12 protein-coding genes are annotated in these 12329 nt (G+C 65.1%); 5 read left to right on the forward strand and 7 right to left on the reverse strand.

Annotated elements, in window-relative coordinates; all coding sequences use genetic code 11:
- Nucleotides 1–3: 3 nt before the first annotated feature.
- From QCE64_RS22545 to QCE64_RS22575, 7 genes are all read right to left on the reverse strand, one after another.
- Entirely contained in the window at nt 4–1332 is a 1329-nt protein-coding gene (locus QCE64_RS22545; protein ID WP_309923734.1) for an MFS transporter, read from the reverse strand.
- Between the two features lie 71 nt (nt 1333–1403).
- Entirely contained in the window at nt 1404–2153 is a 750-nt protein-coding gene (locus QCE64_RS22550; RefSeq protein ID WP_309923736.1) for an SDR family NAD(P)-dependent oxidoreductase, read from the reverse strand.
- Nucleotides 2154–2246: 93 nt separating this feature from the next.
- On the reverse strand, nt 2247–3140 hold the full coding sequence (locus tag QCE64_RS22555; protein ID WP_309923739.1) for a LysR substrate-binding domain-containing protein: 894 nt from the start codon (nt 3138–3140) through the stop codon (nt 2247–2249).
- A gap of 4 nt (nt 3141–3144) precedes the next feature.
- Nucleotides 3145–3735, reverse strand: coding sequence for a peroxidase-related enzyme (locus QCE64_RS22560; RefSeq protein WP_309815937.1), 591 nt, complete (start codon nt 3733–3735; stop codon nt 3145–3147).
- 39 nt (nt 3736–3774) lie between these two features.
- Nucleotides 3775–6399 (reverse strand): PAS domain-containing protein, encoded by a 2625-nt coding sequence (locus QCE64_RS22565; RefSeq protein ID WP_310006342.1) that lies wholly within the window; start codon nt 6397–6399, stop codon nt 3775–3777.
- 239 nt (nt 6400–6638) lie between these two features.
- Nucleotides 6639–6815, reverse strand: coding sequence for a hypothetical protein (locus QCE64_RS22570; RefSeq protein ID WP_309923743.1), 177 nt, complete (start codon nt 6813–6815; stop codon nt 6639–6641).
- A gap of 75 nt (nt 6816–6890) precedes the next feature.
- The gene (locus QCE64_RS22575) at nt 6891–8267 is read right to left on the reverse strand and encodes a gluconate:H+ symporter (protein ID WP_310006344.1); all 1377 of its coding nucleotides are present in this window, start codon (nt 8265–8267) and stop codon (nt 6891–6893) included.
- Between the two features lie 389 nt (nt 8268–8656).
- On the opposite strand from QCE64_RS22575, the gene QCE64_RS22580 reads away from it, so the two are divergent.
- The 5 genes from QCE64_RS22580 to QCE64_RS22600 all read left to right on the forward strand — a co-directional run bounded on the left by QCE64_RS22580 (nt 8657) and on the right by QCE64_RS22600 (nt 12327).
- Nucleotides 8657–9538, forward strand: a complete 882-nt coding sequence (locus QCE64_RS22580) for an RNA polymerase sigma-70 factor (RefSeq protein WP_309933387.1) — start codon at nt 8657–8659, stop codon at nt 9536–9538.
- A gap of 141 nt (nt 9539–9679) precedes the next feature.
- The gene (locus tag QCE64_RS22585) at nt 9680–10159 is read left to right on the forward strand and encodes a carboxymuconolactone decarboxylase family protein (protein WP_309923748.1); all 480 of its coding nucleotides are present in this window, start codon (nt 9680–9682) and stop codon (nt 10157–10159) included.
- 56 nt (nt 10160–10215) lie between these two features.
- Entirely contained in the window at nt 10216–10605 is a 390-nt protein-coding gene (locus tag QCE64_RS22590) for a cupin domain-containing protein (protein WP_309925267.1), read from the forward strand.
- Nucleotides 10606–10703: 98 nt separating this feature from the next.
- Nucleotides 10704–11708, forward strand: a complete 1005-nt coding sequence (locus QCE64_RS22595; protein WP_309933390.1) for a LysR family transcriptional regulator — start codon at nt 10704–10706, stop codon at nt 11706–11708.
- 109 nt (nt 11709–11817) lie between these two features.
- Nucleotides 11818–12327, forward strand: coding sequence for an Ohr family peroxiredoxin (locus QCE64_RS22600; protein ID WP_309933391.1), 510 nt, complete (start codon nt 11818–11820; stop codon nt 12325–12327).
- The last annotated feature ends 2 nt before the right edge of the window (nt 12328–12329 follow it).

Below are 12329 nucleotides of genomic sequence, written 5' to 3' on the forward strand. Positions count from 1 at the left end.
CATTCAGCGATTGACCGTCCGGGCCGGCACGAAGAACACCAGCACCGCGCCCACCACGACGGCCGCCGAGATGAAGATCAGGCCGGCGGTGGACTTGCCCGTGAAGTCGTTGAGCCAGCCGACGATGGCGGGCGAGAAGAAGCCGGCGAGATTGGCGAAGCAGTTCACCGCCGCGATGCCCGCCGCCGCCGACATGCCGCCCAGCACGGCGGTGGGCAGTGACCAGAACTGCGATGACGACGCGAGAATGCCGGCCGCCGCGACGCTCACGCAGACGATCGAGGCGCCCACGCTGCCGAGCATCGGCAAGGTGGCGAAGCCGGCGGCGGAGATGAGCATCGGGATCGCGAGATGCAGGCGGCGCTCGCGGCGGCGGTCGGCACTGGCGCCGATCAACGGCAGCGCGACGATCGCGCAGAGATACGGAATGGCAGTGAGAATCCCGACCCACAGCGGGTCCGCGACGCCGGTCCTGCGCACGATGGTCGGCAGCCAGAAGGTGAGCCCGTACTGGCCGAGCACGACGCAGAAGTAGATGGCCGCCATGAGCCACAGCCTGCGGTCCGCGACGAATGCGCGGATCGACACATGCTGCACTGTCTGCGCGTTGTCCTTGTCGACGTTGCGCCGGAGCAGGGCCTTCTCGTCATCCGTGAGCCACTTCGCGCCGGCGATCCCATCGTCGAGATAGAACAGGATCGCGACGCCGAGGCACAGCGAGGGCAGCGCTTCGAGCATGAAGAGCCACTTCCATCCGGCCAGCCCATGCGCGCCCTGGAATGCATGCATGATGTAACCGGACAGCGGACCGCCGACGATGCCCGCGAGCGGAATCGCCATGAAGAACAGCGAGAGCGCCTTGGCGCGGCGCGCGGCCGGGAACCAGTACGTCAGGTAGAGGATCACGCCGGGCGCGAAGCCTGCCTCGGCCACGCCGAGCAGGAAGCGCAGCGCGTAGAACTGGGTGGGCGTCTGGACGAACACGAAGCTTGCCGAGATCAGCGCCCAGGTGAGCATGATGCGTGCGAGCCACTTGCGCGCGCCTACGCGGTGCAGGATGACGTTGCTGGGCACTTCGAAGAGGAAGTAGCCGAGGAAGAAGATGCCTGCGCCGACGCCATAGATGGTCTCCGAGAAGCGCAGGTCGTTCAGCATCTGCAGCTTCGCAAAGCCGACGTTGACGCGGTCGAGATACGCGCCGAGGTAGCACAGCATCAGGAAGGGAATGAGGCGGCGTCCGACCTTGGCGTAGGTCTTCGTTTCGAGGCTGGCGGCATCGTCGGCGGAAGCGAAGCCGGCCGCGGCCACCGGTGTGGCGAGTCTGGATTTCATGAATGTCTCCTGCCATGGAGCGCCCCGGTTGTTCCGGGTGCGCTGGTGGGTGCATCTGTAGGTGCGTTCGATCAGTGGATCAGCATGCCGCCGTTCACGTCGAGCGTGACGCCGGTGAGATACGACGAGAGATCGCTCGCGAGGAACAGGCAGGCGTTCGCGATGTCGGCGGCGTCGCCGAGTCGGCCGAGCGGAATGCCCTTGATGATGTCGGTGCGCATCTCGGGCGTGAGCTTGTCGCCGGTGATGTCGGTCTGGATGAGGCCCGGCGTGATCGAGTTCACGCGGATGCGGTCCGACCCGAACTCGCGCGCCATGGCTTTCGCGAGGCCCAGCACGCCGGCTTTCGCCGCGCTGTAGTGCGGTCCGCCGAAGATGCCGCCGCCACGCTGCGCCGATACCGACGACATGCACACGATGCTGCCGCGCTGCTGCTTCTTCATCTGCGGAATGACGGCCTGCGACATGTACAGCGTGCCGCGCAGGTTCACGCCGATGACGGCGTCGAAGTTGTCCGCGCCGATCTCCAGCGTCTTGATCGGCTGCGTGATGCCCGCGTTGTTGATAAGCGCGTCGATGCGGCCATAGCGCTCCGTCGTCGCTGTCGCGGCGGCGACGCAGGCGGCCTTGTCGGTGACATCGCAGGCCAGGCCGAGATGGCCTTCGCCTAGGTCGTCGGCGGCGGCTTGCGCATCGGCTTCCTTCAGGTCGAGCACGACAATGCGTGCGCCCTGTGCGGCCAGTGCCCGCGCCGTGGCCTTGCCGATGCCGCGCGGCGAGGCCGCGCCCGTGACGATCACTACCTGGTTCTCGAGCAACATCGCTGTCTCCGTTGATGGTCTGGTGTAGGCGCAGTGTCTTCGCCTTCAGCCTGACGATCAACGCAGTTTGGCTCAACTATTGCTGAGAAATTTTCAGGTATCGATATGCTGTGCCATTTGTTGATCCATCCACGCGAGGAACTTGGCGACGCGCGGCAGGCCTGCGTTCTGGCTCGGGTAAACCAGATGATGTGCGCCCACTTCGACCGCATATTCACGACCGAACACTGGCGCCAGCGTGCCGCGTGCGAGATGGCGCGAGGCCAGCATCGTGCTTTCCAGTGCGATGCCATGACCCAGCGCCGCCGCCTCGAGCGACATGTATGAGCGGTCGAACGAGAAGTCGAACGCCTTGCGCCTGACCGCCACGCCGAACTTGCCGAACCACTGCTGCCATTGCACCAGCGGCGACTCGGAGAGGATCAGGCGGCGTTCCAGCAGATCGTCGGGCGAGGCGACGGGAAAGCGTTCGAGATATTCGGGCGAGGCCAGCGGCGCGATGGTCTCGTGGCGCAGGGTCCGGATCTCGACATCGCTCCAGTGTGCATAGCCGTGACGCACGGCGATGTCGTAGTAACCCGAGGTGAACGACACATCCTCGTACGAGCACGCCAGGTTCATCTGGATGTCGCCGTTCGCCTCCTGGAAGGCGGCGAGACGCGGCAGCAGCCACATCAGGCCGAAGCTCGGGCTTGAATGGATCCGCAGGATCTCGACCGAGGTCTCACTCGATGCGCGTTCGGTGGCGCGGTTCAGTTCGGCGAGCGCGCCCGTCACGTCGGACAGATACTGCGTGCCGGTCGGCGTCAGCACGAGTCCGCGTCCCAGGCGCGTGAACAACGGCCGCCCGACGATGCCTTCGAGGTTCGCCAGTTGATGGCTCACCGCGGAGGGCGTGAGGCCGAGTTCGTCGGCGGCGCGGTTGACGCTCTTCGTCCGCGCCACGCTTTCGAAGGCGATGATGGCTTTCAGCGGAGGCAGGCGCATCGGCTTACTGCTTCGGCTCGCGCGGCACGCGTCCCATCAGGAAGAATTCGTCGTTGGGCCGCATCGAGATCACGTTCGCCATGCGGTTCGACAGGCCGAAGAACGCCGTGATGGCCGCGATGTCCCAGATGTCTTCGTCATTGAAACCGTGCGCGCGCAGCGTGACGAAGTCGCTGTCGTCCACGCTGCCCGACGCGCGGCAGACCTTCAGCGCGAAATCGAGCATGGCGTGCTGGCGCGGCGTGATATCCGCCTTGCGATGATTCACCGCGACCTGATCCGCCACCAGCACGTTCTTCTCGTAGATGCGCAGGATCGCGCCATGCGCGACGACGCAATACAGGCAGTCGTTCACAGCGCTCGTCGCGACGACGATCATCTCGCGCTCGCCCTTGCTCAGGCCGCCTTCCTTCAGCATCAGCGCATCGTGATAGGCGAAGAATGCACGGAACTCGGCGGGGCGGTGCGCCAGCGTGAGAAACACGTTCGGCACGAAGCCGGCCTTCTCCTGGACCTCGAGGATGCGAGTGCGGATGTCGTCGGGCCAGTCTTGCGGTTGGGGAACGGGATAGCGGCTGATGGGCGGGGTCGTCATGGCGTCGTCGTGAATGAAGGCGTTGATCGAACGCTCATTCTAGTTCGATGGCGCGCCGCGTGTGGCAGTCAGCGAACCCAGCAGCTTGAGCAGGCTCTCCACGTTCACGGGCTTGACGAAGTGATAGTCGAAGCCCGCCGACTGCGCGCGCAACCGGTCTTCGGCCTGACCGTAGCCGGTGATCGCGATCAGCAGCGGCATGGTCTCGCCCTTGCGGCGCAGGCGGCGCGCGAGTTCATAGCCATCGATATCGGGCAGGCCGATGTCGAGCAGCGCGACGTCCGGTTTCAGGAGCGGCGCCGCTTCGAGCGCTTCCGACGACGAATACGCCACCTGCGCGACATGACCTTCGGACTCGCACAGCATGGCGAGCGAATCGGCGGCGTCGCGGTTGTCATCCACCACGAGAACGCGCAAGGTCTTGCGCGCGGTGCGCGTACCCTGATCGGCGAGCGCGAGCGCCGAGTGCCGCTCATGATGATGCAGGCGCGGCAGGCGAATCGTCACGGTCGTGCCGAGTCCCGGGCCCGGACTCTGCACGCTGATGGTTCCCTTGTGCATCTCGACCAGCTTCTTCACCAGCGAAAGCCCGATGCCGAGCCCGCCGTTCGAACGGTCGAGCGTGCGCTCGCCCTGCGAGAACAGCTCGAAGACCTTCGGCAGGAGATCCGCCGAGATGCCGGTGCCGGTGTCGGCGATGACGATCGCCACCGCCTCCTCGTCGGCGCGCACGCTCACGGTGATGCGGCCGTTTTCGGGCGTGTACTTGCTGGCATTGTTCAGCACATTGACGAGGATCTGCGACAGACGCGTGACGTCGCCGCACACCCAGGTGGTGGCATCGGAGACATCGACGTGAATGGATTGCGCGCGCGCCTCGACCATGCCCGCGATCGCCTCGACCGAGTGATACACCGCCGTGCCGACGAGGATCGGTTCGAGCTGCAGTGCAATGCGTCCCTGCGTGATGCGCGACACTTCGAGCAGATCGTCCACGATGCGCGTCATGTGCTCGACCTGCCTGCGCATCAGATCGATCAGGTCGCGCAGATGCGGCTCGCTGTCCTTGTCCTTCTGCAGCAGCGCGATGGCGGTTCGCAACGGCGCGAGCGGATTGCGCAGTTCATGGGCGAGCATGGCGAGGAACTCGTCCTTGCGCCGTCCCGACTCGCGCAGCATCAGTTCCATGTGCTTGCGCTCGGTGATGTCGATCACGCTGCCAATGATGCGCAGCGGCTTGCCGTCCTTGCTGCGCTGGAGCAGCGCGCTGCCTTGCATCCATCGTTCGCCGTGCAGATTTCGCACGCGGAATTCAAAATGCCCGCCGGGGTTCTCGCCGGCGGCAAGACTGCGCATGTAGCGGTCGAGCGACGCGCTGTCCTCGGGATGCACGCGCGTCAGCGCCGCGTCATAGGTGAGCGTCTCGTGGATCTGGCGCTCGCCGCCGGTTTCGAGGAAGAGCGTCCAGGTGGCGAGTTCGAGCGAGGCGATGTGGATGTTCGCGGCCTGCATGGCCACCGTGAGGCGCAGGCTGCGCGCTTCGATGGCGGCCTGCGCCTCGTAGCGCGGCGTGACGTCGGTGGTCGTGCCGAACCATTCCTGCAGCTTGCCTTGATCGTCGTGGAGCGGGGCGGCGTGTGCCTGCACCATGCGATACACGCCGTCGCGCCGGTACATGCGGAAGGTGAGCGTGCGCGCGGCGCCTTGCTCCAGTGCGTCGAGCCAGTCGCGCTGGGTGCGTTCGCGGTCGTCCGGATGAATGAATTCGAGCCATCCCCAGCCGGACAGCGCCTCGGGCGGGACGCCGGTGAAGCGCTCCCATTCGCCGCCCGACGGACGGATCTCGCCGTTTGCATCGGCGGACCAGACGAGCGCTCCCGTTGATTCCACCAGCGCACGATAGCGCCGCTCGGAGAGGCTCAGGCGGTCTTCGTCGGCGCGCTGCGTGCTGATGTCGAAGCTCACGCCGTAGACGCGCGTGAGCACGCCTTCGCGGTCGAACTCCGGATGCCCGCGCATGCGCAGCCAGCGGCGCGTGCCGGGATCGGGCTCGAGCACGAAATCGAATTCGAACGGACCGCCGTCGCGCAAGGCCTCGGTGAGGTTGCGCTGAAAGGGCGCGCGATATTCCGGAGCGACCCGGTCCCATACTTCCGAGAGCAGCACGGCTTCCGTGCCGGGGGGAAACGAGTAGAGCGCCGCGAGCTGCGCGGTCATGCGCACCACGCGCGTCTTCATGTCCCATTCCCACGCGCCCATGCGCGCGCCGGCAAAGGCCGCCTGAAGACGCCGCTCGCTGGCTTCGTACATGGCCCACGCATGCCGGCATTCGTGAATGTCGATGGCCACGCCCACGGTCTCGCCGATCAGCCCTTCTTCGTCGCGCCGCGCCTGCAGATGCAGCGTGTGCCAGCGGAATGCGCCGTCCGCGCGCAGCAGGCGCACATCGACGTTGCGCAGCAGGGTGCCGTCGCGCATGAGCCGCAGTGCATCGAGCACCGGAGGGATGTCGTCGGAATGGACGAAGGCGTTCCAATGCCGCCCCGACAGCTCTGCAAGCGCCACGCCGAGATAGCGGCACGCCCAGGGATTTGCGTATTGGATAGTGCCGTCGCGTGCGGCGCGCCAGACGAATGACGGCAGGAAATGAGCAGGATCGTGCATGGGCGTCCTTGCTTCCGCTGACTCGTTGTCGGCGAGACGCGTCGCCGTACGCGGCATCGAACGCTGCGATAGCCTGGGGCTACCATACAACAAAAGCGCCGCCCGGGACGCTCATGGCAGGCACTCTTGCCGCTTGTCGGGTGAGTCGAAAAAAATCAGGAGTAATTTCTACGCTGCAAGCAGCGAACGCTGTTGCCGAACCCGCGCCTGCCCATTGCGAAAGGGCGGGATTTGGCGTATCAGCCTGCTTCGCCCACTTCCTTCGGGTCGGGCAGCTTGCCGGACTGGCCGCCGCTTGGCCGTTCGGGTTCGTTCTTCAAGTCACGCTTTTGCTCGTCGGAAAGCCGCCGGTCAGCGACGTTCGGGTCGTCGGGTGTCTGTTTCGGCGGGGTCGGACGGTCGTTCTCGTCGGTCATGATGTGCGCTCCCTGTTCGTCATGAGATCGGAATCGTGTTCACAGGAGCGCATGTCGCGTGCCAGCGTGCGGGCCTTATGTCAGGACATTCCACAGCACCAGCGTGAGCACCAGCCCGACCACCGAAACGATGGTCTGCAAGATCGACCACACCGCGACCGTGCGCTTCAGCGTGAGACCGAAGTATTCGCGCACCATCCAGAAGCCCGCGTCATTGACGTGGCAGAAGAACACCGAGCCCGCGCCGATGGCGAGCGCCATCAGCGAGTTGTGGGTCGCGGTGAGTCCGCTGACGACCGGCGCGACGATCCCCGCCGTGGTCGTCGTGGCGACGGTCGCCGAGCCGGTCGCCTGACGCAGCGCGACGGCGATCAGCCATGCGAGCAGGATCAGCGGCAGGTGCGTGCCGACTGCAATCTTGCCGATGGTCACGCTGATGCCCGCGTTGACCAGCATCTGCTTGAGACCGCCGCCCGCGCCGATGGTCAGCAGCAGCGCGGCGATGGGCGGCAGGCTCTTGCGCAGGATGCCGCCGACGCGTTCCCGCGCCATGCCGCGCGACCAGCCCAGCATCACGATGGCGAACAGCACGGTCAGCGCGAGCGCGACGAGCGGTTCACCGACGAAGTCGAGCATGTCGTACAGCAGCGTGTCCTTCGTGAGCGCCAGCTTGGCGACGGTGCGGCCGAGCATCATCACGACGGGCAGCAGGATGGTCACCAGCGAGATCGCGAAGCCGGGTGTGGCCGCGCCTTCGTCGCGAGTGGTGAACAGCTGGCCGATTTCCTCGGGCGCCTCGATATGCAGCCGCTTCGACAGCCAGATGCCGTAGACCGGTCCGGCGAGAACGACAGCAGGCAGCGCGACGAGCAGGCCCAGTCCGAGCGTCAGCCCGAGGTCGGCATGCAGCGCGCTCACGGCGATCAGCGGACCGGGGTGCGGCGGCAGCAGCGCATGCAGGGTGGTCATGCCGGCGAGGGCAGGAATCGCGATGCGCAGGATGGGTTGCCCGGAGCGGCGCGCCATGACGAAGATGATCGGCACCATCATCACGAGGCCGACTTCGAAGAACAGCGGCAGCCCGACGATGATCGCGACGAGCGCCATCATCCACGGCAGCCTGCGCGGTGTGGAATGGTCCAGGAGGGTGGTGACGAGCCTGTCGGCGGCGCCGGATTCGGCCATCAGCGCACCGAGCATGGCGCCGAGCGCGATGATGATGCCGACGTCGCCGAGCAGCGCGCCCGCGCCCTTGCTGAACGCCTGCGCGATGGCTTCGAGCGGCTGATGCGCGGCGAAGCCTGCCGCGAACGTGCCCACCAGGATGGAAAGGAACGGCGCGAGCTTCAGGACGCTGATGGAAACGATGATGATCGCGAGGCCGAGTGCGCAGGCGATGAGAAGCTGGGTGTCGTGTGCGGACCAGGGGGCGAGGGTTGTCGTTGGGTTCACTGTGGTCTTGAGGTGGTTCTTGAGATGACGCTTGCTCTGACGTTCGATCTGACGCGGCTGAGTGCGACGGCAATACGATTACGGTTTGCTTTCGCGGTGCGGGTCGTGCCAGCTTCCCGCGAGGCCGTGTCGTAATAGCATTTTTCGCGGCGCCGGTCAAAAAATCGGACCAATCGGCCGGCGCGCCGCTCAGTTTAAGCAGAGACGCACGCGCTTGCATTTTGCGTTTTGCACTTTGTATTCGAGATGCCGTCCGTCGACGAGACGAAACCGGCGTCGCGGCTGAACGAACGGGGCGGGCCGTCGTGCGTCCCGGCGCAGGCTTGCGCTACGATTCTGTATGGACCTTTTTCAGAGGCTTGAACCCGCACGGATCCGGAGCCGACACCATGGATGAAGCCACGCGCGAGTTCGATCGCCTGCGCCCTCGTCTGCAGGCCATTGCTTACCGCATGCTGGGTTCGGTGGCGGAAGCCGAGGACATCGTCCAGGATGTCTGGCTGCGCTGGCATGCGGCTGCGCGCGTGGCCATCGAGAATGCGGAGGCGTGGCTGGTATCGGTCACGACGCGTCACTCGATCGACCGCCTGCGCGCCGCGAAGATCCAGCGCGAGCACTACACCGGTATCTGGCTTCCCGAACCGCACATCACCGAGCCGCCCGCGACACCTGAGGAAATGACGGAACGGGCCGACGATGTCTCCGTCGCTTTCCTGATGCTGCTCGAACGTCTGACGCCGGAGGGGCGTGCCGCCTTTCTGCTGCGCGAGGTATTCGACGCCGACTACCCCGAGGTGGCGCGCATCATCGGCAAGACGGAGGCCGCCTGCCGTCAGCTCGTGAGCCGCGCCAAGGTGCAATTGCGCGAGGAACGTCCGCGCCGCACGGTGTCGCCCGAGCTTCATCGGCACGTGCTGCTGGCCTTCGTGAGCGCGCTCGAACACGGCGACTTCGCATCGATTCATGCGATGCTCGCCGACGAAGCCACGCTCATCGGCGACGGCGGCGGCCGCGTCCAGAGCTTCCCGGAGCCCATGCGGGGCGGCCGGCGCATCGCGCAGCTTTTCTATGCCGCATATCTGCGCTACGGAAGCGAAGTGCGCGTGGAACCGGTGATGCTGAATGGGCAATGGGCGTTGCTGCGCTTCATCGAGGGCAAGCTCGAGTCCGCGCAGTCGTTTGAAATCGAGCAGGATCGCATCGTCAACATCCAGGTGCAGCGCAACCCCGACAAACTCGAACGGATCGCGGCCTGGCTGGACAGCCAGTAGGGAAGTGGACAACGATTGATGCGCAGCAGGCAACAGCGTGCGGCCTGCCGCGGGTCTACCGTCCCCAGCCGCGCAAACCTACGATGACATCCATGCCGGGCCGCGCCCGCGGTCGGCTGAACCCACCTGCATGGAGCCGTCATGTCGCAGCGCATCAACTACGTTCACCAGTCTCCCGAACTCTTCAAGAAGTTTTATGAATTCAGCAATACTGTCGCGGAATGCGCGATCGAGCAGACCGTTCGCGATCTCGTCTCGCTGCGCGCATCGCAGATGAACGGCTGCGGCTTCTGCGTCGACATGCATGTGAAGGAAGCGAAGATCCATGGCGAGCGTGAACTGCGCACGCATCATGTAGCAATCTGGCGCGAGTCCACTTTGTTCTCGCCGCGCGAACGCGCCGCGCTCGCCTGGACCGAAGTCCTGACACGTCTCCCGGAGCATGGCGTGCCCGACGAGCTGTATCAGCGCGTGCGCGAGCAATTCAACGAAAAGGAATTGTCCGACCTGACCTACGCCATCATGGCGATCAACGGCTGGAACCGCGCCAACGTCGCGTTCCAGACGGTGCCGGGTTCGTCCGACAAGGTGTTCGGCCTCGAGAAGGCAAACCTGTCCTGAAGCCTCGGGCGCCGTCCTTTTACCTGCGGAGACTCATCGTGCAGAACATCAGACGCATGGGACTGGCGCTCGCCCTCGGAAGTGCGGCGCTCTTTGCCCAAGAGGCGCGGGCGGCGCCCGAGGCCGTCGTCACCGAGTTGATGACCCGGCCGTTGCCGGACTATCCCGGCAAGGAGGCGTTGATGATCAACGTGGACTATCCGCCGGGCGCGGTGGATCCGGTGCATCGGCACGATGCGCATGCGTTCGTCTATGTCGTCGAAGGGTCGATCGTGATGCAGCTCAAAGGCGGCAAGCAAGTGACGCTGAAGCCGGGCGACACCTTCTACGAAGGTCCCGACGACATCCACACGGTCGGCCGCAACGCCAGCATGACGAAGCCCGCGAAGTTCATCGTGCTGTTGCTCAAGGACAAGGGCAAGCCTGTGCTGACGCCGGTGAAATAAAACCGGAACCAGGCGCGAAAATTTTTTTCAGCATGCGATGTCACAAACCGGGCGGCGCAAACGTCTTGTAAGTCAGAGCCACTCCGTTTAGCGCCGCCATGCCACTGGACCTCGTTTCTCATTCCGACGATTCGCTCGCCTACAGCTTCAGCACCAGTTATGCGGGCGTCGTTTCGTTTCTGGCCGTCGCCAATGAAGGCAGCTTCGCGAAAGCGAGCGATCGCCTGGGCATCGGCCGCTCCGCCGTCAGCCGCAACGTGCAGAAACTCGAAGCGCAACTCGACGCGCGCCTGTTCCTGCGCACCACGCGCAGCACGTCGCTGACGCGCGAGGGCGAACTCTTCTACAAGAATTGCCAGCCGGGCGTCGAACGCATCGTGCAGGCGCTCGAAGACATGCGCGAACTACGTAATGGACCGCCGCGCGGACACCTGCGCATCGCCTCGACATCGGGCTTCGGCCGCAAGGTCGTGGCGCCGCTGCTGCCCGGCTTCAATGCGCGCTATCCGGACATCGCGCTGGAACTGCTGCTGAACGATGCGGCATGCGACTTCACCGCGGATCGTGTGGATGTCGCGTTCCGCGATGGCCATATCGACGATTGCGAGGTCGTCGCGAAGCAACTCATACCAATGCAGATGATCGTCTGCATGTCGCCCGGCCATGCGCGCGAACATGGGCTGCCGCGCAGCATCGAACAACTGGAGCGGCATCGCTGCATCAGCTTGCGCACGTCGTCCGGCCGTATCGCTGAATGGGAATTCAAGGTCAACGGCGTGGCGCACAAGGTGATGCCTCATGCGCGGCAAATCTTCAACGATATCGATCTGATGCTGCAGGCCGTGATGGATGGACAGGGCATCGCGCAACTTCCGGCCTATCTCGTGTGCGATGCGTTGAAAGCCGGCCGGCTGGTCATGTGTCTCGCCCAGTACGCGCCGGACGATGGCGGTCATTACCTGTGCTATCTCAGCCGCAAGCATCTTCCCACGCGCGTGCGCGTGTTCGTCGACTACATGACGGAGCAGACGCGCGCGCTCGATCTGCATTGCCTGACAACCACGATCAGCAACGCAACGCGCCCATTGAGCGGCGCGGATTGATGCGTGCAGGGCAACACCGTGCGTCCGCCGACGGGACTACCGGACGCGCGCCGGCATGCATACGATGCATGCTGGACAGACGTCGGGCATGCGCATCGAAGAGACCATCATGGCATCACTCACTCCGCCTTCCACGACTCTGCTCGACAAGTACCAGGGCCAGGACACGCACACGCTGTATTCGACGACCGTGACGATCACCGGCGGCGACGCGGGCCATGGCCGCGCCTCGGGCAAGGCACGCTCCGACGACGGCAATCTCGATCTCGAACTGCGGCTTCCCGAGTCGCTGGGCGGCGCCGGCGGCGGCACGAATCCGGAACAGTTGTTCGCGGCCGCCTATGCCGCCTGCTTCCATGGCGCCCTCACGCTGCTCGCGACCCGTGTGGGCATCGAAGTCGCGCAGGCCGCCGTGTCCGTCACGGTGAACTTCGCGCGCGATCCGGTCGATGGCCTCTTCGTGCTCACCGCGCATACCGAGGTGCAGCTTCCCGGCGTCGAGCGCACCGTCGCCGAGGAACTCGTGCGCAATACGGAACGCTTCTGCCCCTACACGAAGATGGCCCGCAAGGGCATCGTGAATATCGTTGTGCTCGCGGGAAACGCGGACCAAGCGTAACG

This window comes from Caballeronia sp. LZ043 (genome assembly GCF_031451075.1).
GTDB lineage: Bacteria > Pseudomonadota > Gammaproteobacteria > Burkholderiales > Burkholderiaceae > Caballeronia.